Origin of the sequence: Exiguobacterium sp. s160 (assembly GCF_018617575.1) — a bacterium.
Lineage (GTDB): Bacteria > Bacillota > Bacilli > Exiguobacteriales > Exiguobacteriaceae > Exiguobacterium > Exiguobacterium aestuarii_A.
In genome coordinates this window covers 192,161-218,187 of sequence record NZ_JACSKK010000001.1, presented here as the reverse complement: position 1 = coordinate 218,187, position 26,027 = coordinate 192,161, and the positions used below count along the sequence as shown (strand labels likewise).

The 26,027-nt window shown below is 47.3% G+C and carries 26 protein-coding genes; 2 read left to right on the top strand and 24 right to left on the bottom strand.

Features of this window, described 5'->3' with window-relative positions; all coding sequences use genetic code 11:
- Positions 1-7 precede the first annotated feature (7 nt).
- From gpsB to recU, 7 genes are all read right to left on the bottom strand, one after another.
- Complete coding sequence (gene gpsB, locus KNO86_RS01125; RefSeq protein ID WP_214691933.1) at positions 8-304, bottom strand: cell division regulator GpsB; 297 nt, start codon at positions 302-304, stop codon at positions 8-10.
- A 4-nt stretch (positions 305-308) separates the two neighbouring features.
- The gene (locus KNO86_RS01120; protein WP_214691931.1) at positions 309-854 is read right to left on the bottom strand and encodes an SLOG family protein; all 546 of its coding nucleotides are present in this window, start codon (positions 852-854) and stop codon (positions 309-311) included.
- The gene (locus KNO86_RS01115) at positions 851-2,014 is read right to left on the bottom strand and encodes a ribonuclease H-like domain-containing protein (RefSeq protein WP_214691929.1); all 1,164 of its coding nucleotides are present in this window, start codon (positions 2,012-2,014) and stop codon (positions 851-853) included. Before KNO86_RS01115 ends, KNO86_RS01120 begins: the two co-directional genes overlap by 4 nt.
- Positions 2,011-4,260, bottom strand: coding sequence for a DEAD/DEAH box helicase (locus tag KNO86_RS01110; protein ID WP_214691927.1), 2,250 nt, complete (start codon positions 4,258-4,260; stop codon positions 2,011-2,013). The genes KNO86_RS01115 and KNO86_RS01110 overlap by 4 nt, the downstream gene beginning before the upstream one ends.
- Positions 4,261-4,276: 16 nt before the next feature.
- A complete protein-coding gene (locus tag KNO86_RS01105) occupies positions 4,277-4,837 on the bottom strand; it encodes a hypothetical protein (RefSeq protein ID WP_214691926.1) in 561 nt (186 codons plus the stop codon).
- A gap of 80 nt (positions 4,838-4,917) precedes the next feature.
- Positions 4,918-7,563, bottom strand: coding sequence for a transglycosylase domain-containing protein (locus KNO86_RS01100; RefSeq protein WP_214691923.1), 2,646 nt, complete (start codon positions 7,561-7,563; stop codon positions 4,918-4,920).
- Positions 7,564-7,583: 20 nt separating this feature from the next.
- Positions 7,584-8,210, bottom strand: coding sequence for a Holliday junction resolvase RecU (gene recU / locus KNO86_RS01095; protein WP_214691921.1), 627 nt, complete (start codon positions 8,208-8,210; stop codon positions 7,584-7,586).
- A 357-nt stretch (positions 8,211-8,567) separates the two neighbouring features.
- Between recU and KNO86_RS01090 the strand changes: the two genes are divergently transcribed.
- The gene (locus KNO86_RS01090) at positions 8,568-9,419 is read left to right on the top strand and encodes a DUF3800 domain-containing protein (RefSeq protein WP_198930015.1); all 852 of its coding nucleotides are present in this window, start codon (positions 8,568-8,570) and stop codon (positions 9,417-9,419) included.
- 38 nt (positions 9,420-9,457) lie between these two features.
- Here the strand turns inward: KNO86_RS01090 and nth are convergent, their stop codons facing one another.
- From nth to bshB1, 14 genes are all read right to left on the bottom strand, one after another.
- Entirely contained in the window at positions 9,458-10,117 is a 660-nt protein-coding gene (gene nth / locus KNO86_RS01085) for an endonuclease III (protein ID WP_214691920.1), read from the bottom strand.
- Positions 10,117-10,701: a DnaD domain-containing protein gene (locus KNO86_RS01080; RefSeq protein WP_074034606.1), complete on the bottom strand. Its 585-nt coding sequence runs from the start codon at positions 10,699-10,701 to the stop codon at positions 10,117-10,119. Before KNO86_RS01080 ends, nth begins: the two co-directional genes overlap by 1 nt.
- Before the next feature lie 62 nt (positions 10,702-10,763).
- Positions 10,764-12,065: an asparagine--tRNA ligase gene (gene asnS, locus KNO86_RS01075; RefSeq protein ID WP_214691918.1), complete on the bottom strand. Its 1,302-nt coding sequence runs from the start codon at positions 12,063-12,065 to the stop codon at positions 10,764-10,766.
- Between the two features lie 20 nt (positions 12,066-12,085).
- Complete coding sequence (locus tag KNO86_RS01070; RefSeq protein WP_214691916.1) at positions 12,086-13,273, bottom strand: pyridoxal phosphate-dependent aminotransferase; 1,188 nt, start codon at positions 13,271-13,273, stop codon at positions 12,086-12,088.
- A 20-nt stretch (positions 13,274-13,293) separates the two neighbouring features.
- Positions 13,294-13,779, bottom strand: coding sequence for a hypothetical protein (locus KNO86_RS01065; protein WP_214691914.1), 486 nt, complete (start codon positions 13,777-13,779; stop codon positions 13,294-13,296).
- Positions 13,776-13,961, bottom strand: a complete 186-nt coding sequence (locus KNO86_RS01060) for a YpmA family protein (RefSeq protein WP_015881492.1) — start codon at positions 13,959-13,961, stop codon at positions 13,776-13,778. The genes KNO86_RS01065 and KNO86_RS01060 overlap by 4 nt, the downstream gene beginning before the upstream one ends.
- 63 nt (positions 13,962-14,024) lie before the next feature.
- Positions 14,025-16,835 carry an ATP-dependent DNA helicase DinG gene (dinG, locus tag KNO86_RS01055; RefSeq protein ID WP_214691912.1) on the bottom strand — a complete coding sequence of 937 codons (2,811 nt, stop codon included), beginning with the start codon at positions 16,833-16,835 and terminating at the stop codon, positions 14,025-14,027.
- A gap of 106 nt (positions 16,836-16,941) precedes the next feature.
- On the bottom strand, positions 16,942-17,325 hold the full coding sequence (gene panD / locus KNO86_RS01050; RefSeq protein WP_015881490.1) for an aspartate 1-decarboxylase: 384 nt from the start codon (positions 17,323-17,325) through the stop codon (positions 16,942-16,944).
- A 5-nt stretch (positions 17,326-17,330) separates the two neighbouring features.
- Entirely contained in the window at positions 17,331-18,161 is an 831-nt protein-coding gene (panC, locus tag KNO86_RS01045) for a pantoate--beta-alanine ligase (protein ID WP_214691910.1), read from the bottom strand.
- On the bottom strand, positions 18,161-18,994 hold the full coding sequence (panB, locus tag KNO86_RS01040) for a 3-methyl-2-oxobutanoate hydroxymethyltransferase (protein ID WP_214691902.1): 834 nt from the start codon (positions 18,992-18,994) through the stop codon (positions 18,161-18,163). Before panB ends, panC begins: the two co-directional genes overlap by 1 nt.
- A 224-nt stretch (positions 18,995-19,218) precedes the next feature.
- The gene (locus tag KNO86_RS01035) at positions 19,219-20,181 is read right to left on the bottom strand and encodes a biotin--[acetyl-CoA-carboxylase] ligase (RefSeq protein WP_214691900.1); all 963 of its coding nucleotides are present in this window, start codon (positions 20,179-20,181) and stop codon (positions 19,219-19,221) included.
- Positions 20,154-21,293 carry a CCA tRNA nucleotidyltransferase gene (locus tag KNO86_RS01030; RefSeq protein WP_214691899.1) on the bottom strand — a complete coding sequence of 380 codons (1,140 nt, stop codon included), beginning with the start codon at positions 21,291-21,293 and terminating at the stop codon, positions 20,154-20,156. Before KNO86_RS01030 ends, KNO86_RS01035 begins: the two co-directional genes overlap by 28 nt.
- Positions 21,290-22,411, bottom strand: a complete 1,122-nt coding sequence (gene bshA, locus KNO86_RS01025) for an N-acetyl-alpha-D-glucosaminyl L-malate synthase BshA (RefSeq protein ID WP_214691897.1) — start codon at positions 22,409-22,411, stop codon at positions 21,290-21,292. The genes KNO86_RS01030 and bshA overlap by 4 nt, the downstream gene beginning before the upstream one ends.
- Positions 22,408-23,091 carry a bacillithiol biosynthesis deacetylase BshB1 gene (bshB1, locus tag KNO86_RS01020; RefSeq protein WP_214691895.1) on the bottom strand — a complete coding sequence of 228 codons (684 nt, stop codon included), beginning with the start codon at positions 23,089-23,091 and terminating at the stop codon, positions 22,408-22,410. Before bshB1 ends, bshA begins: the two co-directional genes overlap by 4 nt.
- Positions 23,092-23,203: 112 nt before the next feature.
- Between bshB1 and KNO86_RS01015 the strand changes: the two genes are divergently transcribed.
- A complete protein-coding gene (locus tag KNO86_RS01015; RefSeq protein WP_074034617.1) occupies positions 23,204-24,079 on the top strand; it encodes a YitT family protein in 876 nt (291 codons plus the stop codon).
- 41 nt (positions 24,080-24,120) lie between these two features.
- Here the strand turns inward: KNO86_RS01015 and KNO86_RS01010 are convergent, their stop codons facing one another.
- From KNO86_RS01010 to KNO86_RS01000, 3 genes are all read right to left on the bottom strand, one after another.
- On the bottom strand, positions 24,121-24,576 hold the full coding sequence (locus KNO86_RS01010) for a GreA/GreB family elongation factor (protein ID WP_214691893.1): 456 nt from the start codon (positions 24,574-24,576) through the stop codon (positions 24,121-24,123).
- 61 nt (positions 24,577-24,637) lie between these two features.
- Positions 24,638-25,321 (bottom strand): zinc metallopeptidase, encoded by a 684-nt coding sequence (locus tag KNO86_RS01005; RefSeq protein WP_214691886.1) that lies wholly within the window; start codon positions 25,319-25,321, stop codon positions 24,638-24,640.
- A gap of 38 nt (positions 25,322-25,359) precedes the next feature.
- Positions 25,360-25,977: a DUF1405 domain-containing protein gene (locus KNO86_RS01000; RefSeq protein ID WP_214691884.1), complete on the bottom strand. Its 618-nt coding sequence runs from the start codon at positions 25,975-25,977 to the stop codon at positions 25,360-25,362.
- Positions 25,978-26,027 lie beyond the last annotated feature (50 nt).

Genomic DNA, 26,027 nt, shown 5'->3' with positions numbered 1-26,027 from the left:
CTATTCCTTATTCGCTTGGCCCCACTTGCTTTCCGAAGACTGCTTTTTCAAGATTTGAAATACGACGCAACATATCATAGTTCGACGCAACGGGTTGCGCTGGTTTTGTAGGTTCTGCCACTGGTGCCGATTCGCGACGCAATGAATCATTTTCTTTCTGAAGCCGTTCGATTTCTTTCGCCATCTTTTCATAATCGCGGATGACGACATCTAAAAATTGATCGACTTCTTCTTGCGAGTAGCCTCGTAATGCCGTTTTAAATTCTTGTTTATAAATTGCTTCTGCCGTTAATTCGGTTTGCATTGTATCACTCCCATTGTTGTTCCCATTGTTTTTCTTCCTCAATGACACGTAAATCTTCCTGTGTGATGAGGAAGACCTCCATATTCGGCTTTCGCCGAGCCCCTTCGACTAGAAAACGGGGACTTCCCTCCGTTTCTTCGTCATACAAGGTAATCAATCCTTCTGCTTTATCTAAAAAGAATGCAGTTTTTGCGCGTAATTGACTCGGATCCTCATATGGACGTTGCGTCAACGGTTCAAAGAAATCTGCTTCGAGTTGAAGTTGAACAAACAATTCTTGTTCGAACGGTTTATAGCGTTCGTCCATATTTAAGAACGGAGGAAATACCGCAATTTTAATCGGATATGTTTCTCTTAACTCTAACAATACTTGTCCGGCCCATAATTCACAACCGTTCGTTCCACTAAAGATGAACCATTCAGCACCTAATTCAATGACTTCCAGGATTTTTTTTCGGTAAGCTTCTTGAATGATGTCGATCCCCGGATGGTCCGCTTTGAAAATTCCAAGTTCATGGGGACGATATCCTGTGACGGCTACAACTTTCATAATCGCTTCCTTTCTAGACGGGCAAGCCGATGTTCGAGCTCTGCCTTCTCGCGATTAACGGTTTGACGCAAAACGGTGCGCTTTTGCTCGAGCAGTTCGATCGCACGTTCCGTGTAATCAATCGCAAGTGCGACGTCCTTCTGCTTATGCTCTGCGTACTTGGCGAGCTCCACGTACCCTTCAATCGTATGCAACGATTCAAAGAGCGGGATTGCTTGCTCCATACGACCTGTTCGTTTCAATAAGAGCGCTTGCCGCATGACCGCTCGCTTCGAAGGGTCAGATAGCTGTTCGAATTCTTTAAGCGCCTGCTCCTGCTCCCCTAGGTCATGCAACCAATGCGCACGCTCTTCTCCGAAATCGGTCTCAGGAGTCATGACGAGTTGACTGAGTCGCGTGTAAAGAGAGACGAGGCTCAAACAATCCGCATGATGGTGCTCAAGGACCGGCATGAGAATCTCAGGGTTGCGCTCTTTGACGTACTGAAAATAATGCATCGGAGCTAAAAATCCAGGTAGATCGTCCGTCCGTCCGTGACCGAAATACGTTTCGACCGCTTTGAGCGACACCGATTCTAACCTCGGTTTCAACAATCGTCTTGCCGCATGCAATAGATCGACATGACCGACGGAAGGCAATGCTCTTACCCGTGATTTGACAAACGTATGTCTCGTTTTGATTTGTGGCCAGTCAAAAGACTTTCCATTATAGGTGACGAACCGTACCTCATCCCCGATGTCCTGTAGAAAATGATAGTAAAAAGCAGTCTCAAAGGCAGGATGAGGCAAGACATACTGAATCATTTCAAGCTGTTCCGCACGAATCCGTGCAAATCCGATTAAGAAAATCGACGTCCCGGACCCACGTAATCCGGTCGTCTCTGTATCCATAAATAAGACTTGATCCGGTTTTAAGTCGACCGCGAAAAACGGATGTTCCGTTTTCTGCATCATTCGTCTGGCGTCTCCGAACGCATAGTCGTGATAAATCTCATCAAGCGGATAGGTGTTTCGGATTCGTACACACCATTCTCCTTCGAACGTTAAAATTTCCCCACCTTGTTCAGTCCATTTCTGTTGTTCCACTTCATCAGGTGAGGTGACGCGCGGGCGTTCGACAGGTTCTTTCGTTTTAATCAATCTTGATAATTTTGCTTTCATAACGATCCTTTCAAAGCTTGTAACTGACGGATGACTTGATGCTTGAAGTCTCCATATCCAATCATACCGACACAGCGAGGGCATCCACTCTCACAAGGACAATCCGATACCGTCCGCTCTGCTGCCTCGAGCACCATGTCTGCATCTTTATAGAGCGCCTCACTGAGACCGATGCCACCCGGATAACGGTCATATAAATAGACGGTCGGTTTATTCGTATGAGTCGACTTCATTTGAATGGTTGTAAATAAATCGAGCGTATCACACATGAGATAGAGTGGGGCAAGCCGTCTGAATAAGTCACTGACCGCTTCGAGTTGGTCTTCAAGATCTGCCTCTGAATAAGCAAAACGTTCATCTAATGTGAACCATGTCGCCGTCGTATGCAGTTCTCGTTCCGGAAGATGAATCGGGCCTGACCCAATATTCTCATGCGTACCGAATTTGATTTTTTTAAAGAGCGTGGCCATCGCTATGACCGACACTTCACCAAACGTTTTTGCACCATCCGTTTTGTTCTCTTCGAGCACTTTTAATTCTACTGCCAGATTCGCATCCGTATAGTAGTCGACATCGACGCGACGGACGAACGCCTTCTTCTCTTCAAAGTCTAATTTCTCGACTTGATACTGTTCAGCTCCGTGTAAATAAATGGCTTCATCGTGTAACAAAGTCATCGCGCTGAACGTATCCATTTCACCGATTACTTGATGCTTAGCGGTTTGGTCGACGATGACGACATTCTCTTGGTCGCTCGTCCGAAGGGAGATATCATGCGCCGGGAATGAATCGGTCATCCAATAGTATTTATTCGCTCGTTCGTGTAGCACTTGTGCGTCTGTCAGGAAATCTAAAATATCCTCCGTGTCGACCGTTCCGAAGCGCTCTCCTTTTTGAAAAGGTAGTTCAAATGCAGCACACTTCATGTGATCGACTAAAATGATCAAGTTGTTCGGGTCAAGACGAGCTGCTTCTGGCGAACGGTCTAAAATCATGTCCGGCTGTTCGACGACGAGCTGATCAAGAGAGGAAGACGATGCGACGAATACGACAAGTGATTCGGAATGACGACGACCGGCACGACCTGCTTGTTGCCAGAGTGAAGCGACGGTTCCAGGATATCCATTGAGGACACATGCTTGCAATTGACCGATATCGACGCCGAGTTCTAACGCGTTCGTCGATACGACTGCTTTGATTTCGCCATTTCGTAAGCGCCGTTCAATCTCGCGACGTTCAGACGGAAGATAACCTCCTCGATAACCGACGATTGACTTTGGTCCGAGTTCTCGTCGTGTCAGTTCTTGTAAATACGTCAGAAGCACCTCGACTCGGACACGTGAACGTGCGAAGACGATGGTCTGGATGTTCGCTTCCACGAGCTTCGACGCGATTCGTTTCGTCTCAAGCGTTGCACTTCTTCGGATTCCGAGCGCCTCATTGACGACAGGAGGATTGTAGAAGACGAGGTGTTTCTTCCCTTGTGGCGCCCCGTTCCGGTCAATCAACACGACTTCTTCTTCCGTCAATAACTCGGCGAGTTCTCGCGGGTTGGCAATCGTCGCAGAAGTCATAATCCATTTTGGGTGACTCCCATAATAGGCACAAATTCGTTTCAAGCGACGAAATACGTTGGCCACGTGACTGCCAAACACGCCACGATACGTGTGCAGCTCATCGACGACGATGTATTCTAAGTTTTCAAATAGACGAATCCATTTCGTATGGTGCGGTAAAATACCGGAATGTAACATATCCGGATTGGTGATGACGATATTCCCCGCATCCCTGACTTTCGTTCGGGCAGCGGGAGACGTATCCCCATCATACGTGAAGCATCGTAAATTCCCTTCAAGTGCCTCGACCATCTCCATCAAGTCACTATTTTGGTCCTGGGCGAGCGCTTTTGTCGGGTATAGATAAAGTGCACGAGCTGTCGGTTTTTCAATCATTTTTGAAAGTACCGGTAAGTTATAACACAATGTTTTCCCTGATGCGGTAGGGGTCACAATGACGGTCGAATGACCGGCAGCCGTTTGTTTCACAGCCTCAGCTTGGTGCGTATACAGTTGCTCAATTCCCCGATTTTTCAACACGTTCGTCAACTGTTCCGGTACTTGCTCTGGAATGGGTGCATATTGTGCCGGACGTGCATCGACTGTATGCCAGTGACGAACGTTTTTGGCAAAGCTCGGGTCTTCTTTTAATTCTTGAATCATCTCTTCGACGGAGCGTGATTTTCGCATCAGTTCACCTTCTTTTTTATGAGTTCGAAGGTGCAAGTTCGACTACGGTTTGTCGGATCGATTGAATCCGTTCATCTCGTATCATTCTCGATACAGCGGGCATTTTTAAAATGGTCATGTGTTGAAACGTATCAGCCACATGTGCATTCTCTTCTTCGAGGCGGATGAGCGCGTCTGAAAATAGACGTTGTGTCGATCGACCGAATAAGACAATGGTATGTAGCTTCGTACATTTCGAATGAACCGCTAATAGATGTTTGGCGTAGCGTTGCACCGTTTTATAATAATCTTCGTCTGTCGATAACTGTTGACGGTTGCCACGAAGTAAGTCTGGATAGTAGGATTCTTCACCCGTGAACATCGTTTCGACTCCGATTCGTTTTAAGTAAGAATGTCCAATCGCTTCAGCGACGGTTTGATCTTGGATGAGACGTCCGAGTGGAATCGACTCTTTTAATAACAGATGGGAAAGCTTTAATCCGAGATGTCCACTGAGCGGTACGCCGAAATCGTCGTCTTGCAGTCGATCCATAACAAATAACACTTTCATCTTTCGCTTTAAAGAGAGTTGAACCATGTGTCACCATCCTGTTCCCTTTCTTTTCATTATAACAAAGTCATACGAAAAACAGGGCGCACAATGTCGCCCTGCCTTCCTTAGTTATTTCCGTTATTCGAATTGCCGTTCCCACGTTCCGTGGCTGGCGATTCATTATTCGATTGACCTTCTAGCGGAGCACCTGGATCTTCTCCATCCGTCGGTTGGTCTGTTCCTTCATCCGTACCTTCATCGGTCGCTGGCTCATCAGGATTTTGTTCCTCAGTGGTATCTTCATCGTTTCCGTTGCCGTTTCCGTTACCATTGTTACTATTGTTCCCGTTACCGTTGTTCTCGTCCGATGGGTTGTCTTCGTTATTCTCTTCGTCAGAAGGACTTTCTTCTTCCTCATCCTTCGGTTCTTCTTTTGGTTCAATGGAGTAACTTGCTTGTGCCGGGGCAGATTGCTGTTCACCCGTCAATGGGTTTGTCGCCTTTGCGACGATGGTGAACGTTGTGTCCCCTTCAGCCAAGTTCGAAATATCAATACTCGTCTCTCCCGTCGTACCGACGACTTGTTCACCGCCTTCGGCTGACTGTTGCGTCACGGTGAATGAGATGTCTGAGTAACCATCTGCTTGTGCGCCATCAAAATCGTATGACCATGAGACAGATCCTGCTTGTGAATCTTCATCATAGTTGACGCTTGCGCCTGTTGGAGCAGTCAATTTCTCAGGTTGAAGATCTTTTGGCTTCGTCCCTTTGACATAAAGTTCATTCCCGAGAGACAAGACAGAGTCTGGACGTTGGAAGCGGTCTGGTTGACCTGAAACATTCGCTGCCTCTAGCATCATATAGTCAAAATAGTATTGGGCATAGTCAGGTTTAAACAGTGCTTCAGTCTCTTCATTTGATACGGATTTACCTGTCCAAACAGAAATTGAATAATCTGTTGAATACCCTGTGAACCATTTATCTTTCGGAATGACTCGTTCAGAACCTTTTACTTCTTCATTCGTTGTCCCTGTTTTTCCTGCGACATCGAAAGAGAATGGGTCTGGTACATACGTTCCGTCAGAGGCACTTACGACATCACGTAGCATATCTGTCAACATGTATGCCGTATAGTCTTCCATCGCCTGTTTCGCTTTGACTGGCGAGTTGATGCTCGAACCGTCATTGAACTCAATCTTTTGTATCAAATGCGGTTTCGTATACATCCCATTTGTACCGAGCGCCGCATAGGCTGCTGCCATTTGCGTCGTACTCGCCTCTGCTGTACCAAGCGTGTTTGATTCAAGTAATTCATCACCAGCATATACCGGTTCGATTCCAACATTCTTTACAAACGATTCAATCGCCTCTTGACCATACTCATCCCGAACTTCTTGGAAGGCACGAACTGCTGGCGTGTTCGCTGAAATCTTCAAATATTGACGCATCGTATTTGGTCCACGGAAACCTTGATAATAGTTATTCGGTTTAAATTTCCCTTCAAGTTGTGCATCAAGCAATACTTTTCCGGTCGACCATTGTCCGTTCTCAATTCCCGGACCGTAGTCGAAGAACGGCTTCGCCGTTGATCCAATTTGATACTTCTCGTTTGAATAGTCACGGTACGTCGTATCACCTTGTTTTGCTTGCTGACTATCAACAATCGCGACAATCTCGCCCGTCTTCGTATTCAGTACGGTCGCACCCATTCGGAGCTGTTCCGGGAAATTATCTACCATCGTACCGGTACTATTCGATTTGATTTCACTATTGATTTTCGTGTGCAATTCTTTATTGATTGACGTATATACTTTTAGACCTGTTCCGTAAATGTCTGACTGTTCAAGTCCGAAGTCATCTTCTAGCTCTTTAAGCACTCGTGAATAAATCGCACGTGTGAACGCCTCTTCTTCCGTCTCTTCACCAGGTGAAATGACGTCAGCGATGGCAACTTCGAGCGCTTCGTTATACTGTTCTTCCGAAATGTGGCCGTCTCGCTTCATCGCAGACAAGACTTGTTCTTGGCGATAACGCGTCAACTCTTGGTCACCATTGATTGGATCGTATGCACTTGGACGTTGCGGAAGACCTGCAAGGATTGCCGCTTCTTGATAGTTGACCTCAGAGACCGGCTTGTTGAAGTAGCGCTTCGATGCGGTTTGTACACCGTATCCACCACTACCATAGTAGTTTTTATTTAAATACATCTCTAAAATCTGTTCTTTCGTATACTCACGTTCAAGTTTGAGCGCGAGCCACTGCTCTTGAAGCTTACGCTTCAACTTCTTGTCTGTTGAAAGAAACGACTGTTTCACTAACTGCTGCGTGATGGTTGACCCACCTTCTGCACCGAAACCGTCAGTCAAGTTGGCCACGACTGCGCCACCGATCCGACGTAAGTCGATTCCGTTGTGCTCATAGAAACGACGGTCCTCAATCGAGACGACCGCTTGTTGCATTACTTCTGAAATATCGTCGATGGAGACGTATTCCCGAATTTGACCGGCTCCTTCGAGCGGTTCACCTTCAGCCGAGATTAGCTGAATCGGATACGTATCGACGAGTTTTTCTTCGTCAAGCTCCGGTGCCGTTGCAATCGCATATACGGTATATGCCCCGAATGCGATGACTGCTGCAATAAATAATAAGAAACCTAATAAAAAGATGCGTTTCCACATCGGCTTTTTACTCTTCGTCTTTGGTTGTTTGCCAGTTTTTTTGCGTTTATTCGTCGTCGAATCTTGTCGACGTGCGACCCTACTTCGCTCCATTCATGGTTCACTCCTTCTATTCAATCGAGCCATTGATCGAGCACCGCCAAATAGTCAATCGACGGCAAGGCTCTCGTCGGAACTTCAATCGCTTCCTCTTCGATAAAACGAAGTGGAATTGACTTGCGTCCCGTCAATCGTTGTTCCCACCACTGAACAAGTTGTTCCGTGGTCAATACATATTGCGTATTATAGCGACTAAAGCGGATGATGACAAAACAAATCCCTCCATGGCGTTCGCACTCGCGCATGTGTTCAATCTGGTGCTCGTGAAAGTTGCCGAGCGGAAACGATGTCTTATTATTCGTTTCTTTCGCTTCAAAGTCAATGTACTTACCGCGATACACCCCGTTATAGTCAGTCGTGGATGCCTGTTTGAAATAGGCTTCCGTCACTTTGGCTGCACTTCGCTTTGGGTAGTCGACTTTGACGATTTGTAACGGTGTCGGTTTTTTATGGATGACGGCTCGTTGATGGATTCGATAAAATTCATTCGTTTCATTCAACAATGTCTCCAAATTCATTCCGCGATTCGCATAGGTTGGAGAATTCGATGGTTGTTTCGAAATTCCTTCTTCCTTTGGTGCCTTTGTCACTTTTGCTTTTTTACCGTTTGGATAATGGAACAATGTCGTCACCCCATACATACATATTAACAGGTCGGTCCACTCGTTCCTTCCGTCTCAGGTCTGATTGTCGACTTCTGTCGGTCGACACTTGTGTGGATTTACCGCAACACATATCGTACCAAACTCCCGTATGTTAAACTAGTATGTAAGCGATTGTGTATCCAAATTGAAAAGCTCTCGTCACGTAAGACTTGATTGTTTTTCTATGATAATAGCACCTCTTCTGTTTAACCAAGATTGTACATCGATAAACCTAATTGATGTCATTCTTAAAAAAAGTGTGCAATACCTGTGCAATTGATTGACCGAATCATCATTCGGAAATAAAATAGAATGCTTAAAGACGTTACTGTTAAGCCGTTTTGGAGGGATTGGATGGAAAGTGGAAAGAAGTATGTCATGTTCGTCGACGAAACAGGTACACCGAAAGGAAACACACAGTTCAATTTGACTGGTGTTCTGATGGAGTACAAATATTCAATCGATGCGGATGAAACTGGAATGCCATGTGAATTGAAGCGACGTCTTCACGCGTTCAAGCGAGATGTTTTTAAAACCGAGCAAATCCCGCTTCATTTAAAAGAAATCTTAAAGGCCGAGCATCCTTATGGGAAAGAAGATGGCATCACGATCGACATGTTGCGTGATTTTTGGGACAAGTTACCTGATTTTTTGCGAGGAATCGATTGTACAATCGTCAGTGTTGAAGTCGATAAACAAAAACTACATGACTTTTATTCGACGCCAAAAGATCCGTATGTAGTCGCCTTCGCCCACTTGATGAAGTCGTTCTATGCGTTCTTAGAGGAAACAGAGGCGGTCAGTGCACGCGTCGTCCTCGAATCACGAGATGATTACCAGAACTTACTCATTCAAAAAGCATTTTTTGATATTTTCAACTCGGGCACGGTCCATCTAGATGTCGAAAAGAGTCGTCAAAAAATCAAAGGATTCATCTTCTCTGAGAAGCAGAACACGATGTATCAATCCGGTTTAGAAATCGCCGACCTCGTCTGTCTCCCACTTTCACGTGTCCGTCGAGGTGTGATTGAGGTAAAACCACGGTTCGTCCATTATGGGGACGAGAACCGAATCTTTAAAGCGATCAAGGACAAAATTTACATTCGTAAAGAAAGTCCAGACCAAGATTTCCGCAACTGGGGCTTCAAAAAGGTACCCATCACGAAAAAGCGTCGTGAGTGGAGCGACCATCCTTGGAATCATTAACACAAAAATGCATCGACACACATGTGCCGATGCATTTTTTATGTCGTGACTTTCGCGGATTTCATTCGTTTCTTTCCTTCCCGACACATATGAAGAAGCGGGCACGTCTCACAGGCAGGTCTCTGGGCTTTACAATGATAGCGTCCGAAGAAAATAAATTGATGATGGAGTTGTGACCACTCCTCGCGTGGGAACTTCTTCATCAACGTATCCTCGACTTGTCGAACGTTATCTTTCCAGCGGCAAATGCCAAGACGCTTCGACACCCGCTCGACGTGGGTATCGACCGCAAAGGCCGGTTCATGGAACGCGACCGACAGGACCACGTTGGCCGTTTTACGACCGACACCTGGAAGGGCCTCAAGTGATGCCCGGTCCGACGGCACGATGCCGCCATGCTCGTTCACGATTTTTTCAGAAAGTGCCTTCACGTTCTTCGCTTTGTTCCGATACAATCCAATGCGTTTGATTAACGCCTCAATCTCCGAAACGTCTGCCGCAGCCATTGCTTCGACTGTCGGAAACGCTTCAAATAAGCCCGGTGTCACCTTGTTGACGAGGGCATCCGTCGCTTGGGCAGAGAGCGCGACGGCGACCACTAATTCGAATGGATTTTGATGCGTCAATTCGCAATGCGCATCCGGGAACATTTGCCTCATCGTATCAGACACTTCTTGTAACTGGACTTTCGTCAACATCATTTATTCCTCCGTTGATATTCCACGACATCCTCAAGCGTCTCGACTTGATGGTCCTGCCAGACGCGTAAAATTTTATCCATGTATTTGAAGTTACGAACATTCCGAAGTTTCGCTTCGCGTAACGCGGCCATGATCAGTTCTTCGCTGAAATTATCTTCCGTCATCCATCCGACGATTTGTTCAATTTCAAACGGAGTGATTGTGCCAAATTCTCGTTCGAACGTATGGATGATATTTTCATTCAGCGTCTGTTGCGGTGCGATTTTTTCTTCTCCTTGTAACGCCTCAAATAACGGTAATAGACTATATCGCTCGCTATTCCCTGACGCGTCAATGGCAATCAATTCTTTTTGCAACAAGCCGAGTAACACAGAACGCGCCTCATTCTCAGAGACGTTCAACCGTTTCCCTAATTCGCTTGGGAGTGGCATGACGATGCCTTCCCCCGTCATTTCAAGAAGATGGACGATGAGACTGAATTCGACAGGCGATAAGTCGAGTCGTCTAGCGTCAGTGAACAGTTTGCGCGGAATAACGACCGGACTTTGCTCGAATAATTGAATCAATTGATGTGCATCCATGTCGCACTTCCTTTCTAAGACACATCAATCGGGGAGGACATGACGTCTTCCCCGATTAATCGTTAAGGGTGGATTCGGTTTAATAAACGTGGGAATGGAATGGCTTCACGGATATGCTCGATTCCACTGATCCATGCAACCGTACGCTCAAGTCCGAGTCCGAAACCAGAGTGCGGGACCGAACCGTATTGACGAAGTTCGAGATACCAGTCGTATGCATCCGTTTCATCAAGACCTTCTTTGATGATCTCTTCTTTTAGACGATCGTAATCATCTTCACGTTGTGATCCCCCGATGATTTCTCCATATCCTTCTGGTGCAATCAAGTCTGCACAAAGAACGAGCTCAGGATTCTCAGGGTCCACTTTCATGTAGAACGGTTTGATTTCTTTTGGCCAGTGCGTGATGAAGACTGGCTGGTCGTGTGCGTTAGCAATCGCCGTCTCATGCGGTGCACCGAAATCGTCGCCGTATTCGATATCGTCGAATCCTTCTGTTTTCAAGAATTTGATTGCATCTTCATAACGGACACGTGGGAAAGGTGCTTTCACTTGTGCCAACTTCTCAAGGTCACGTCCAAGGAATTCAAGTTCATCCTTACAGTTCTCAAGCGCGGATTGTGCGATGTATGAGACGTATTGCTCTTGAATCTCAAGGTTCATGTCGTGATCGAAGAATGCCATCTCTGGCTCGATCATCCAGAACTCAATCAAGTGACGACGTGTTTTTGATTTTTCTGCACGGAAAGTCGGTCCGAACGAGAATACTTTACCGAGTGCCATTGCAGCGGCTTCCATATACAACTGGCCCGTCTGTGAGAGGTAAGCGGATTGACCGAAGTAGTCAGTCTCGAACAACTCTGTCGTCCCCTCAGGTGCACTGCTCGTAAGGATTGGCGGATCGATTTTGACGAATCCTTCTTTATTAAAGAATTCATACGTCGCACGAATGATTTCGTTACGCACTTTCATAATCGCGTGTTGGCGACGTGAACGGAGCCATAAGTGACGGTTATCCATCAAGAATTCTGTTCCATGTTCTTTCGGTGTGATTGGGTAATCCACTGACTCTGCAATCACTTCTACATCTGTCACTTCTAATTCAAATCCGAGTGGTGTGCGTCCACCATCCGACTTGACGTTACCTGTCACCCAGACAGAAGTCTCTTGTGTCACACCTTTAGCAAGAGTGAACAATTCTTCAGAGACGTCAGCCTTTACGACGACCGCTTGTGCAAATCCGCTACCGTCACGTAGTTGAAGGAAGGCAATTTTCCCGCTAGAACGTTTGTTGGCAATCCAAGCTCCGACGCGGACCGTCTGTCCTTCGTAGTCTTTAAATTGGTTAATCGAAATTGTTGTCATGTTCATTTCCATCCTTTCGCTTATCGAGCGCGCTTCGTAATGAAGTCTTCTACTCGATCGAGCGCTTCTAATACGCGTTTTAATTCTGTTGCATATGATAATCGTACGTAGTCTTCCTGTCCAAAACCAGAACCTGGAACAAGTGCCACGTTTGCCTCTTCAAGTACTGCCTCGCACCAAGCATCGACTGTGTCGTATCCACTCTCAGTCGCGGCAACTTTCGCATTGGCATATAAGTAAAATGCACCTTGTGGCTTCAAGCAAGTGATTCCTGGAATTTGTTCGAGACGGTTGTAAACGATGTCGAGTCGCTCTTCAAATGACTGACGCATCATCTCTACATCATCCTGTGATCCATTGTATGCCTCAACCGCTGCCGCCTGAGCGACAGATGTCGGGTTTGATGTGGAGTGAGACGCTAAGTTTGTCATCGCGCTGATGATTGTCGCATCGCCCACGGCATATCCGATTCGCCACCCTGTCATCGCATGAGACTTTGAGACACCGTTGATGATGATCGTACGTTCACGCATATTCGGTAATGTCGCAATCGATACGAATTCAGCGTCACCGTAAATCAACTTCTCATAAATTTCATCGCTCACGACGAGAAGATTATATCGAAGAACAACATCAGCGAGTGCCTGTAACTCTTCTTTCGTGTAAATCATTCCTGTCGGGTTGGAAGGACTGTTCAAAATGACTGCCTTCGTACGATCTGTAATCGCACGTTCGAGCAGTTCAGGTGTCAATTTGAAGGATGTGTCTTCATTTGTATCGACATATACAGGTTCACCGTCAGCGAGTTTGATTTGCTCTGGATAACTGACCCAGTAAGGTGTCGGGACGATGACTTCGTCACCTTCATCTAAAATCGCTTGGAACAATGCGTAAAGCGCATGCTTTGCACCTGAAGCGACCATGACTTCATTGCGCTCAAACGTCAGTTGGCTGTCTCGCTTCGTTTTTTCGATAATCGCATCCTTCAACGCGACAGTTCCGCCCGAAGGTGTATATTTCGTATCGCCATCACGAGCCGCTTGACACGCAGCATCGATGATTCGTTCCGGTGTATTGAAATCAGGCTCACCTGCGCCGAGTCCAATGACATCTTTGCCCGACGCCTTGAGCGCCTTGGCTTTAGCTGTAATCGCTAATGTTGTCGATGGCGTGAGTTGTTTCACTCGTTTCGCTAATAGATGTTCCATCATTATCCCCCTCTAATTCGTCACATTTGATCGGTCAATTGGACGCGTCGAATAAACTCTCCAGTCTGTAACGTGTAATACGAATACGTATAAGATGCGTCTGCCTTTGTGACCACTTCGACGAGCGCTCTCTCGTCGAATCCGTACTTACAACTGATGAGTTGTCCGCCTGTATCTTCGACAGAACGAGCGCAGACGTCATTCGCATTCACTTCACCAATTTCACGTTGTTCAATTTCGAACTCGTCATCGAGTGGAACGAACCAAATCGAGTCTCCGTCCTCTTCCTGAAAAACGACGTATGCCTCTGTCCCATTGAACAGCTCTCCTTGTCCCACTTGAACGTCTGGCGATTCCTCGTTCAATCGAATCAAGGCTTCCTCGATGAGTTGTTCCTTTTGATTTTCTGTGTGTCCAATCGTGAATCGATACATCACGCTAAAGACAAGGACGACACCGAGCAGTGCCGCCAGTAACGAGACGATCCATTTTGTTTTTCTGGTCATTCTGTACGATAGATGGTGAAGACCATCTCTTCCTTCTTCGGATCATTCACTTTCTTCTCAAGCGAAAGGCCGAACATCAAATCTTGACTTTTTAACGTCCGATTCAATAAATCGACAATCTTATAAACGTCCGCCGTCGGTTCGATGCGCACACTCGCAAGCGTCTCAATATTCGAATTCATGTTGACTCCTCCTCCAAAACCTATACGTATCATTATAAAACGATAACATCATGATGCCTAGCGTTATCTATCATTTCTTGTCACAGAGTTTTCCTTTTCATCTAAGAACAATTCTAACTCGGATAAGGATGTCTCTAGCGTCCCTTCAATCCGGTCCACCTTCGGTAAGCTATTGATGAATTGTTTCCCGTAACGAGTCGTCTCGACACGGCGATCGAACACAAAAATCGCACCATAATCCGATTTCGATCGAATCAATCGACCGACACCTTGTTTGAAACGAATGACTGCTTGAGGAAGCGAAAGCTCGAAGAATGGGGATTTCCCCATCGATTCAATTTTTTCCGAACGGGCTTGCATGATTGGTTGATCAGGCGGCGCGAACGGAAGACGTACGATGACGAGGCACGTCAACGCCTCACCCGGAATATCGACACCTTCCCAAAAGCTGGCCGTCCCGAATAAAATCGACTGTTCCATCCGCTTGAACTGTTTCGTCAATCGGCTTCGCGATCCCCCACTGACCCCTTGAGCAAGTAGCGTATAAGAAGGGTCGAGATGATCTTTTACTTGTTCGTAAGTGAGACGTAACAATTCATTCGAGGTGAAGAGGACGAGCATTCGCCCTTTTGTCACGTTTGCAATTTGAACAATCGATTGAGCGGTCTGATCAACGAACTGAGGAAGCGGCACATCATTGATCAACGGGAAGTCTGACGGAACAAACAGTTTTGCCTGTTCCTTAAAGTTGAACGGTGAAGGCAATACGACTCGTCTGACCGGTTCTCCTTCAAGTCCGAGTCGTCGCTCCATAAAACTAAACTTCCCCGAGACCGTCATCGTCGCTGACGTCAAAATCGTCGGTCTCTTCTTAAATAATCGTTCGTGCAGCAACGGACCGATTTCAACCGGTTGCGTGTAGACCGATGTCAACTTACGGTTGCCTAAATTCAACTCGACCCAACTGACCGCATCATCATTACGTGTCAGCATCGTCTCATAAATGACACTTTCGAGCTCACGGACGTCGCTAATCAATGTTTTCAAATCACTCAAAAGTGCGCGTTGTTTGAACGTCATGTGCTCTTTACGCTCATCGAGCAGTCGATGGAGATGTCTGAGTGACGTCCGTAGTGTACGTAACTTGTCCTCTAATCGATTCGCCACTTCACGAATCGGTCTGAATGATGCGCCTTCTCGCTCGAATCGAACGGTTTGCCGGGGTTCTTTTTTCTTTCCCAGTGACTGTAGTGCCGTCAAGAGGTCTTCGAGCTCTTCTTCGACCCGTGCGAGCGCAGAATCAATCTGTTGACTGAACGCCTCTGCCTCTTCTGTCACAGACGTCAAATCGGCTAGCTGAATGATCCGAGAATGAAACTTCCCGTCCGCACCGTATCCGAACCATTTGAACAACCGATCAAATTGGATGGCGTCAAACGTCACACCGAAATGGTGAGAGGCCACTTCTTCGACTTGATGTGCCTCGTCTAAGACGAGTGGAGTATCGGTCGGTAAGATGCCTGCCTGATGTTGCAAATCAGAGAATAAGAGCGCGTGATTCGTCACAATCAAATCTGCTTCTTTCGAACGGAGGACTGCTTTTGTGAAAAAGTCTCGGCTATACCAAGGGTCGAACCGTCCGAATTCACTTGAAGCATCAGCTTGAATCAACCGTTTAAAAGAAGCTGGACCTTGCGTCGCAGATCCTGGGAATGAGAGTTCTTCCAAATCCCCCGTCTCAGTCTCGGTTAACCAGACGAGTACCATCGCCTTACACATCGAAACCAACAATCCATCATTCGACTCATCGAGTACCATTTCGAATTTACGTAAATCGATATAGTTCCGTCTTCCTTTCAACAAGGTGAATTCAATTTCCGGAAAGATTTGTCGAAGTACCGGCAAATCCCGGTTCAAGAGCTGTTCCTGTAATTGAATCGTATGCGTACTGATGACGACAGGGCGCTTCGTCTCAAGTGCATGATGGGCACTCGGGATTAAGTACGCCAACGTCTTCCCTGTTCCCGTCCCTGCTTCGACTAACAACGTTTCCTCGTCGTCTAACGCTTTATAGACGTGACGCATCATTTCAAATTGACTTTGTCTCGGCTCAAATTGATCAAAAATTGACGGGAGCGTTTCTTCAATCGTGCGAAGGAGAAACGGTTCAAAGGGCTCTCGTTCTTCTGCCGGAACGAACGTATCGCTTGGACGGTGTAACGCAATCTTCCGATGAATATCAAAACGCGTTTCGTCATCTGGTCGAATCCCAACCTCGAGGATGATTTCATCGAGCAACGGCTCGACGTGACTCGTCCACGATTCAGACAAATCGCGAAGTCGTTTCAATGTCACGACAGGTAAATCGCGCAAGCGCTCGAGCATTCGGATAAAAAGCTCGGCCGTTGCTTCCGCATCACTGAGTGCGCGGTGTGCGTCTGTATGTACGAGGTCGAATGTCTCAGATAACGCTTCTAAGGCATGACTCTCAAGTGTCGGGTAGAGGATGCGAGCGAGTTCAACCGTATCAATGGCCCTCCCCTGAAACGAAAGATATCCCGCTTGTTCAAGGCTTTCGTTTAAAAACGTTAAATCAAATGCGACGTTATGCGCGACAAATACCCGTCCATCTAGCATTTTCCAAATGTCGGGGATCACTTCTTCAAATGTTGGTGCATCACTTACGTCATCATCGCTAATCGTTGTTAATTGCGTAATAAAAGGTGGGATTGGTCGACCCGGTCGAATCAAGGTGCTGTAGCGCTCGATCACTTCACCATCTTGTACGACGACCGCCGCAAACTCAATCAGTTCATCACCGGACTTTACGGAATGACCCGTTGTCTCTATATCCACAATCACATACGTGTCCATAACATCCATCCCATCTTAGGCACGCTCGTGCTTTCTGTCTGTCTCATCTTACCATAGAACGAACGACGAAAAAACGAGGATGCCTTTGTCGACATCCCCGAATGTTTTATAAAATCGTGTGAGCGATTTCTTCGTAAAGAAGTTGATCGACCTCATTTTGCTCGTTCAATACGGCTACTTTTGGACGATGTGTTTTCGCTTCTTCTGCAGTCATTTGACCGTACGCCATGATGATGACAACATCACCAACCTGGAAATGACGTGCTGCCGCACCGTTTAAACAAATCACACCAGAACCACGTTCGCCTTTGATGACGTACGTCTCGATTCGAGCGCCATTGTGGTTGTTCGTGATGTGCACATGTTCATTTTCCATGATGCCTACTGCATCCATCAAATCCTCATCGATTGTAATCGAACCGACGTAGTGTAAGTTTGCTTCTGTCACCGTTGCTTTATGAAGCTTCGCGTGCATAAATGTACGAATCATTGGATTCATCCCTTCTTCCAAATCACATTATCAATCAATCGGGCTCGCTCAAACTGAACGGCCACTGCTATCAATATTTCCTTCGAATCGCTTGAAGCGTCAGCAAGCGTCGGATAGTCAACGAGTTCGACATAATCGATCTGACTGTTCGGAATCTCGTGTAATCGTTCGGTCAGTCGTTGCTTCACTTCTTCAAGATCATGACCTGCCTCAAGTGTTTCTCTCGCTGTCGTCAAAGCTTTAAAGATTTGACTCGCTTCTTCTTTTTCAATGTCTGACAAATATACGTTCCGAGAAGATTTGGCTAGTCCTGTCTCCTCACGAATAATCGGGCAGCGTCGAATCTCGACCGGGACAAAATAGTCTCGGACGTACCCTTCGATGAGTGCCACTTGCTGAGCATCTTTCAGACCGAAGTAAGCACGTGTCGGTTGAACAAGGTTAAATAATTTCGAGACGATTGTCAACACACCATCAAAATGGCCGGGACGACTCGCCCCACATAATACATTTGCCCCTTGGCGAACAGTGACGCGCGCCATATCAAGCGGGTACATCGTCTCCGTCGTCGGATAAAAGAGAAGATCGACACCGGCTTCTCGTGCCAATTTTTCATCTCGTTCGAAGTCACGAGGATATCGGTCGAGGTCTTCGTTCGGACCGAACTGAGTCGGATTGACGAAAATACTCATGACAACGACGTCATTCTCACGTCGTGCGTTCTCAACGAGACTTATGTGTCCTTCATGCAAATATCCCATCGTTGGCACAAAACCAATCGTTTGATCCGTTGGCAACGTTTGACGTAACTCTTCAACTGTTGATACGATTTTCATCATTTTCCTCCATACAGCGAGTCGAGCAATGACTCATCCATTGTGAACGTGTGACGTTCAAGCGGGAATTGTCCAGCTTTCGTCTCTTCCACATAAGAACGGATGGCATCTGTCGCCACTTCATTCACGTCGGCATATGCCTGAACGAATTTCGGTAAGCGGTCCACGCCATATTTCAATACGTCATGGTAGACGAGTACTTGTCCGTCGACCTCTGCCCCGGCACCGATTCCGATGACTGGAATCGTCAACTCTTCTGCGATTCGTTTCGCCAACTGATGCGGTACACACTCAAGGACGAGCATTTTCGCACCGGCGCGTTCGGCAGCCAAACTATCTTGAAGCAGTGTCTCTGCCGCCTCAAGGGATTTCCCTTGTACTTTATACCCTTCTAGTACACCGACCGATTGCGGGGTCAAACCTAGATGGGCAACACAAGGCATTCCGACTTGAGTGAGTCGTTCAATCGTCTGAAGGACTTCACCCGCGCCTTCTAGTTTGATCGCATCCGCATGTCCTTCTTGGAAGAGACGGGACGCAGCCTGAAGTGTTCGGTCAAAATCACCATGGTATGTCGCAAATGGCATATCCACCACGACGAATGTGTTTTTCGCTCCACGGCGAACAGCCTTCGAATGGTGAAGCATGTCTTCTGTCGTCACCGGGATTGTCGAGTCATAACCAAGGACGACCATTCCAAGAGAATCGCCGACCAAAATCAAATCGACCCCAGCCGCTTCGGCAAGTTTGGCTGACGGGTAATCATACGCCGTCAACATGACGAGCTTTTCCTGCTCGTTCATTTTTTTCAATAACGAAGTCATCGTGTGCATCTGTTTCTCCTCCTAAACGTGGAGACAGGAAAGAATAAACGCCTTCTTACACGGTTGGCAAGAAGGCGCACGAAAAACAATTTCATGGTTTTCATGAGTAGTGTCCTTCTGTCCCTGTCAAAATGATCAAGGCAGACAACTGATTGTGACAGTCTGCAAGCGCGGTACACTTCAAAAACTGATAGCGTCCGACACATTAAGTATAGTCGATGGTCTCGCTTTCATCAATCATTCCACACTGCAATCTCAGCAGAGTAGACCGGTTCAACCTTTCCTTCTTCTTCAAGAAGTAACGCACCCTCTTCTGATATCCCTCGCATGACCCCAGTACGAGAAGTACGAGAAGCGTTCAACGTGACTTTTTCATTCAAGTAGGCGGCATGTTGCATCCAATTGATCCGGATTGGATCAAAACCACTTTCGAGGAATCTGTCGTATTCGACTTCAAGTTCAGCCAGTAGTTCAGCCAACAGTTCACTTCGACGGAATCGCTTTCCGGTCTCTAGATAAAGAGAAGTGGCCCGATGAGCTAACTCGTCTGGAATCTCCTCACCATTGACGTTCATCCCGAATCCTAGGATGACAGCCTGAATCCGATCACCCTCCGTCTGCATCTCTGTCAAAATGCCACCGATTTTCTTCCCATTCAATAATAAATCATTCGGCCACTTGATCATGACATCAAGATTTTGATGGTTGAGCGCCCGTGCGAATGCACTCGCTGCCATCAACGTGAGTTTCGATGCGTCTCGAATCGGCAAATCCGGTCTTAAGATGATGCTCGCCGCAATATTGACATGTTTTGGGTTATGCCAATGACGACCGAGCTGTCCCCGTCCGGCAGTCTGTTCTTCACTGATGACAATCGTTCCTTCCGACACATGCTGTTGCGCCAATTCATGAGCAATTCGTTGTGTCGTATCGACTTGTTCATATGCATGGACCGTCTGACCGAATCGACCTTTCCGGAATGAGACAAATGCTGGTTCATCCAGACGGTCACTCTGTTCGATCAGTTGATATCCTTTACGGGGAATCGTATGAATCGCGTATCCGTCTTGCTTCAAGGTTTCAATATGCTTCCAAATAGCGGTACGTGAAATATTCAATTGGCGCGCCAATTCTTGTCCGCTCCACACTTCCCCATTTTGTAATAACGTCAAGACACGCCCGCGCGTTGAAGCCATCGTCTCGCCTCCTCTTTTAATACGGTCCCGTGATTCGGAATCTCTTGTGAAATGACACGTCGTTCGAGATCAAGCAATAGATGCTTGATTGCCTCGCCTGTCGCACCTAGTTCAAGCGCATCCCGTCCATTGAATTTCAGTTCTTGACGTGACTGGATCGGGAGTGACTCTTTCAGTTCACGACTGCGGTCTGGTTCACCATTCATTTTAAAGTAAGTCGAGAGAGTCCCCTCATCCGTCGTATAAACCGTCATCACATCGAGTCCGGTCTCACAGAGCTGCGCAAGCACTCGAGCTTCCCGCTTGATTGCATTCGATCGTTTCCATGGCAAGAGCCATGCCTCATCTTTTGCGTGATAGAGGAAGATGGCCCACCCACTGACCGCATTCACTGGAGTGCGATCATCTTGTTGCACCCGTTGCATCAGTTCGGTCGTCACGTTCGGTAGATGACGATGGATGCCGAGCTCGACCATCTCTGCTAACGCTTTTCGATAGGCCGGTCCCGTCAACAATTTCTCAAACTCGATTGCGATGCGTTCCATTGCGATTTGTTCAAGTTTGTGACTAAGTGCATTCGCTGCGTGACGCAATTCTTCGTGTAACGTGAAATCGAGCTGAGACATGAAGCGGAGCGCACGCATGATGCGAAGCGCATCCTCACCAAACCGCTCGAAAGGACTCCCGACCGTGCGAATGATACGTTCATCTAAATCGTGTTGCCCTCCGAATAAATCGACGACTTGTCCATCATGAAACGCCATCGCGTTCATCGTGAAGTCACGACGTAACATGTCCTCTTCGAGCGATACACCGAGTGCGACATGGTCCGGACGTCTTGAATCTGAATATGATCCTTCCGACCGAAATGTCGTCACCTCGAACGGATGATGATCGATGATGACCGTGACCGTTCCATGTTCGATACCGGTCGGGACCGATTTCGGGAACAACGTCATCACTTCTTCCGGGAAGAGGGACGTGGCTAAATCGATATCATCGGGCAAATTTCCAAGGACATAGTCTCGAACGGCTCCGCCAACGATGTACGCCTCGCCGCCATGTCGTTCAATCGTCTCAATGATCTGTTTTGCATACTCCCATTCTGTCATGATGTCACCACCTGTTCATACAAGCGTTCATATTGTGTCACGATGTCTTGTGAGGCGAATCGTTTCGATTTCACCAACCCGTTTTGTCTGAAACGCTCCTGTAACGTTGTATCTGTCAACAGCTGTTGCATCGCCAAAGCGGCTTTCGTTGCATCGCCTCGTGGAACGACGAACCCGTCCTCATCGTCCGTGATCACTTCAGGTAGTCCGCCTGCGTCACTGACGACCGACGGGACTCCCGTTGCCATCGCCTCGAGTGCGACGAGACCGAACGCCTCTTTGTCTGATAAGAGGACATGGACGTCACTAATGGAGAGCAGTGCAGCGACTTGCTCTTGTTTTCCGGCAAAGATGACTTGATCTTCAAGCCCCATCTCCGTCACGAGGCGGCGCATGGCACCCATGAGTGGGCCGTCTCCGACGAGTAATAACTTTTTGTGCGGGACATCCATCTGATCGAACGCCTCGAGGACGAGGTCGACGCGCTTGACGGGACGGAAGTTTGAAATATGGATGACGACTCGGTCGTCTGCCGTTAAGCCGTATCGTTCCCGTAAAGTTGGGTCGAATTGTGGGGTGTACACCGATTCATCAATAAAGTTGTGAATGACTTGAATCGGCAAATTGCTAGCAATCCGCTCTTCCGTCTCCCGTTTCAAACTGTGCGAGACAGCCGTAATCGCGTTAGATTGGCGCAACCCATATAAAATCGCCGGTTTCAATTCCTCATCCTCACCGAGAACGGTGATATCAGTCCCATGTAGCGTCGAGACGATCGGCGTCTTCACACCGGCCATCTCCCGCCCGAGCGCTGCACACACGGCATGTGGTACGGCATAATGCGCATGAATGACATCAAGACCGAATGACTGGATGACACTCGCAATTTTCGCGGAGAGTGTCATATCGTACGGCGGATAGCGAAAGACCGAATATTGGTTGATTTCGACTTGGTGGAACGTGATATTCGGATGATAGGCGTTCAAACGAAACGGCATACTGCTCGTAATGAAATGAACGTCATGTCCTCGGTCCGCAAGCTTCATACCGAGTTCCGTCGCTAAAATCCCCGAGCCACCGACAGATGGATAACAAAGAATTCCGATTCGATACGTCATGTGAGCTCACCTGCCCGTTTGACGACATACGGTCGCACCCGTTTCAACCCTTCCGCATAAGCGACGCCAATCAAGCTCCCGAAATGGCGTTCACGGGCAATGACCCGTTCCACGTATGCATCGGTGAGCGGTGTTTTCACCCCATCGACTGGAGTGAACTGGCTTGCGTAACATTGGAGTGCCCGTGTCTTCACTTCAATCGCATCACTAATATCCACGCACACATCCGGCTCGACATGAGCATTGATCATATATTGATACACACTTTCTGGTCGATATGCCGGAAGCTCCGGTAAATATTTTCGAATACCCGCGTTGAACAACGCCTCTGTCACGAGATAAGCACATGCCGCATGGTCCGGATGGCGGTCGACTTCATATGGATACAACAAGTGGGTTGGGCGCTCACGACGAATCAAGGAGACGATTGCCTCGAGCTGTTCTTCTCCCCCGTCAATTCCCCGGTCTTTAAATCCGAGATTGATTCGGCGGACACCAAGCACGTCATCTGCCACACTGGCTTCCTGTTGTCTCATTTCTACATCACCATTTGAAGAAAGTTCCGCTCTCGTCAAATCGACGTAAACGACCTCAATCTTCTCTTTCGTCCATTGGGCGGTCATCCCTGCAATCCCGATCTCGATATCATCTGGATGTGCCCCGATGGCTACTACTTTCATTTACATCACCTCTTCTTTGAAAAGTATAGCCGACTCGTTTCTGAATGTCATATGTTCAGGGTAGTCAATCGAACTGTTTTTCGAGTACTCTATCTAAGGGGAGGTGAACCTGATGACGGTACAATTACCGATTCGTGTTCGAAATATTATATTCATCTTGATAGGTTCTTTTATTTTTGCATTCGGCGTTTATCACTTCAACGTCCAAAACAACTTGGCAGAGGGTGGATTCACCGGGATCACCTTGATTCTACGTGGTCTCTTTGATATCTCGCCTTCCATCACGAACTTGGCGTTAAACATCCCGCTCTTTTTCATGAGTTATAAGTTGTTAGGGCGAACGACTTTCGTTTATACACTCATCGGGACGTTCTCATTTTCACTTTGGTATGCACTCATCGCTAAATATTCTACACTCGTCATCGACCTGACGGATGACATGGTGCTCGCAAGTTTGTTTGCCGGTCTCTTTATCGGAGTCGGACTCGGAATCATCTTTAACAATGGCGGAACGACGGGGGGCGTCGATATCATCGCGCGACTCGTACAACGCTATATCGGCTGGTCGATCGGAAAGACATTCCTCATCTTTGACTTCTTTGTCATCGTTCTCAGTTTGACGTATCTCGATATCCGCGAGGCGATGTATACGCTTCTCGCTGTCTATATCGGGGCACGTGTCATCGACTCGATGCAAGAAGGAACGTATGCCGGTAAGGCGGCGATGATCATCAGTGACCATCGGACTGCTATCGCCGACGGTATTCATGCGACGATGAACCGCGGCACGACAAGACTACTTGCCAAAGGTGGCTATTCGAACCGTGAACTTGAAGTGTTGTACGTCGTCGTCGGGCGAAATGAAGTGAATCGCTTGAAAACGATCGTCAAACAGATCGATCCTCATGCGTTCGTCACATTCCATCACGTCTATGAAGTGGGCGGAGAGGGCTTTACGTTCGATGAGAATCGAATGCCGCTAAAATAAGCAAAAAGTCGCCTCGTTCACAGGAATGAACGGGCGATTTTTTATGGCTCGATGCTGAGCACCTCGACTTGAATCGTACCTCCGGGCGTTTCGACTTGAATCGTTTGGCCAACACTCGCCCCCATCAAACACCGACCGAGTGGCGATGTCATCGAAATGCTTCCTCGTTCTAGATTCGCTTCTGCCTCACTCACGATTCGATAGCTCTCGGTCTCCTCGTCGCCTTCACGAATCACGACCCGATTCCCGAACGTCACGACTTCTGACTGTTCGGATTCGACGATCGTTGCGTCGTCAAGGAAATGTTCAAGCTCTAATATATCTGCTTCAATTCGCTCAACATCACGAACCGCCTCAGTGTAGGTGACATCTTCTCGAAAATCACAAAATTTCCGCGCCGTACGTATACGTTCACGAGCATCCGTCCTGTCTTGCTTTAACATGGCTAGTTTATTTTTCAATTGCTCATGACCGTTCTCTGTCAGTTGCAGTTTCATCAACAACATTTCCTTTCACCACAAAATAAAAAAATCCCGCCGATTATGACGGGATTTCGTTCTACTCCTCACGTGGCATAAACACGATGAGTGCCAAACGGATAAGTTCGGCAACCGCAACGAGCGTTGCAGCCACATACGTCCATGCTGCAGCATTCAATACTTTCCGTGCGCCAGACTCTTCTGTCGCCGTCACAATTCCGTGTGACGTCAACTGAGCCATCGCCCGTTTCGAAGCATCGAACTCGACTGGGAGCGTGATCAATTGGAACACAACCGCACCGAGCATCATGATGACACCGAGTTGTGCCAATCCGAGTGCACCGAACAAGAAACCACCGATTAATAATGGAAATGACAAGTTCGACGTAATATTGACGACTGGAACGAGACTATGTCGAACGCGCATCATCTTGTAGTCGGTCGCATCTTGAATGACGTGACCGATCTCGTGGGCCGCGATGGCTGCCGACGAAATCGTCGACCCTTGATACACTTCACGAGAGAGACGGACGACTTTATTGACCGGGTCATAGTGGTCGCTCATGAGTCCATCGACCATCTCGATTCGTACGTTGTGAACACCGTTTTGTTTCATGATGAAATCAGCGACTTGTGCGCCTGTGACACCGCTTTGAAGCGGTTGTTTTAAAAACTGTTTGTACGTGCTTTTCACTCGCATCTGGGCCCATAAGGGGATGAGCATAATCAGTGCAAGATAGAAAATATAGCCACCTAATGACATTTTCTATTTCACCTCTGCGTGTATTTGATAATTTGATTTTACATTCTTATGAACTTATTTTCAAGCGAAGGGCGCAGGACGAACGCATATCCCATAAAAAAACATAATCCCGTTAACCAAAACGAGCCGTAACCGATCCACATGATATGTTCCGCGAGTGACGGATAGCGCGGCCATTGACCAAGCACATAATCAACTACGTCATTATGAATTACCCAAATCAATGTACAGACAAACGATGTAATCGTCCATTTCATAAAAGGTGCGTAAATGAGTGCTTGAAGCGCCATCGCTCCATGAGAAACCATCAACATGACCGCCATTAAGATGGTGATGGTCGGTGCATCCACGGGTAACGTCCCTAAAAACATGATATTCATGATGACGGCCCAGACCCCGTATTTGATTAAGGTAATGAATGCAAGCGTCTCGAATAATGGGGAACGCTTATTCACAATCCATAATCCGAGGACGATTGTAAAGAAGAGCGATGCTGTCGGGCTGTCCGGGACAAACGGCCAATACACGTATGGGGTGTCACGAAGTTGAGGCTCATACCAAATATAACCGTAAATCGTACCGCCTAAGTTGATGACAAATAATAGCGTCAGTACGATTCGATTCATTAAGAAAGTGTTTAAAAACGTCGGGTTCATGTTCTCAATCCTTTTTTCTTCAGTTTATCGCAATACGAATACATAAGTAA

What these genes read in the sequence shown, in the direction of transcription:
- gpsB (WP_214691933.1), bottom strand. Translation starts at nt 304, where the DNA reads ATGCAAACCGAATTAACGGCAGAAGCAATTTATAAACAAGAATTTAAA.
- KNO86_RS01120 (WP_214691931.1), bottom strand. Translation starts at nt 854, where the DNA reads ATGAAAGTTGTAGCCGTCACAGGATATCGTCCCCATGAACTTGGAATT.
- KNO86_RS01115 (WP_214691929.1), bottom strand. Translation starts at nt 2,014, where the DNA reads ATGAAAGCAAAATTATCAAGATTGATTAAAACGAAAGAACCTGTCGAA.
- KNO86_RS01110 (WP_214691927.1), bottom strand. Translation starts at nt 4,260, where the DNA reads ATGCGAAAATCACGCTCCGTCGAAGAGATGATTCAAGAATTAAAAGAA.
- KNO86_RS01105 (WP_214691926.1), bottom strand. Translation starts at nt 4,837, where the DNA reads ATGGTTCAACTCTCTTTAAAGCGAAAGATGAAAGTGTTATTTGTTATG.
- KNO86_RS01100 (WP_214691923.1), bottom strand. Translation starts at nt 7,563, where the DNA reads ATGGAGCGAAGTAGGGTCGCACGTCGACAAGATTCGACGACGAATAAA.
- recU (WP_214691921.1), bottom strand. Translation starts at nt 8,210, where the DNA reads ATGTATGGGGTGACGACATTGTTCCATTATCCAAACGGTAAAAAAGCA.
- KNO86_RS01090 (WP_198930015.1), top strand. Translation starts at nt 8,568, where the DNA reads ATGGAAAGTGGAAAGAAGTATGTCATGTTCGTCGACGAAACAGGTACA.
- nth (WP_214691920.1), bottom strand. Translation starts at nt 10,117, where the DNA reads ATGTTGACGAAAGTCCAGTTACAAGAAGTGTCTGATACGATGAGGCAA.
- KNO86_RS01080 (WP_074034606.1), bottom strand. Translation starts at nt 10,701, where the DNA reads ATGGATGCACATCAATTGATTCAATTATTCGAGCAAAGTCCGGTCGTT.
- asnS (WP_214691918.1), bottom strand. Translation starts at nt 12,065, where the DNA reads ATGACAACAATTTCGATTAACCAATTTAAAGACTACGAAGGACAGACG.
- KNO86_RS01070 (WP_214691916.1), bottom strand. Translation starts at nt 13,273, where the DNA reads ATGGAACATCTATTAGCGAAACGAGTGAAACAACTCACGCCATCGACA.
- KNO86_RS01065 (WP_214691914.1), bottom strand. Translation starts at nt 13,779, where the DNA reads ATGACCAGAAAAACAAAATGGATCGTCTCGTTACTGGCGGCACTGCTC.
- KNO86_RS01060 (WP_015881492.1), bottom strand. Translation starts at nt 13,961, where the DNA reads ATGAATTCGAATATTGAGACGCTTGCGAGTGTGCGCATCGAACCGACG.
- dinG (WP_214691912.1), bottom strand. Translation starts at nt 16,835, where the DNA reads ATGGACACGTATGTGATTGTGGATATAGAGACAACGGGTCATTCCGTA.
- panD (WP_015881490.1), bottom strand. Translation starts at nt 17,325, where the DNA reads ATGATTCGTACATTTATGCACGCGAAGCTTCATAAAGCAACGGTGACA.
- panC (WP_214691910.1), bottom strand. Translation starts at nt 18,161, where the DNA reads ATGAAAATCGTATCAACAGTTGAAGAGTTACGTCAAACGTTGCCAACG.
- panB (WP_214691902.1), bottom strand. Translation starts at nt 18,994, where the DNA reads ATGCACACGATGACTTCGTTATTGAAAAAAATGAACGAGCAGGAAAAG.
- KNO86_RS01035 (WP_214691900.1), bottom strand. Translation starts at nt 20,181, where the DNA reads ATGGCTTCAACGCGCGGGCGTGTCTTGACGTTATTACAAAATGGGGAA.
- KNO86_RS01030 (WP_214691899.1), bottom strand. Translation starts at nt 21,293, where the DNA reads ATGACAGAATGGGAGTATGCAAAACAGATCATTGAGACGATTGAACGA.
- bshA (WP_214691897.1), bottom strand. Translation starts at nt 22,411, where the DNA reads ATGACGTATCGAATCGGAATTCTTTGTTATCCATCTGTCGGTGGCTCG.
- bshB1 (WP_214691895.1), bottom strand. Translation starts at nt 23,091, where the DNA reads ATGAAAGTAGTAGCCATCGGGGCACATCCAGATGATATCGAGATCGGG.
- KNO86_RS01015 (WP_074034617.1), top strand. Translation starts at nt 23,204, where the DNA reads ATGACGGTACAATTACCGATTCGTGTTCGAAATATTATATTCATCTTG.
- KNO86_RS01010 (WP_214691893.1), bottom strand. Translation starts at nt 24,576, where the DNA reads ATGAAACTGCAACTGACAGAGAACGGTCATGAGCAATTGAAAAATAAA.
- KNO86_RS01005 (WP_214691886.1), bottom strand. Translation starts at nt 25,321, where the DNA reads ATGTCATTAGGTGGCTATATTTTCTATCTTGCACTGATTATGCTCATC.
- KNO86_RS01000 (WP_214691884.1), bottom strand. Translation starts at nt 25,977, where the DNA reads ATGAACCCGACGTTTTTAAACACTTTCTTAATGAATCGAATCGTACTG.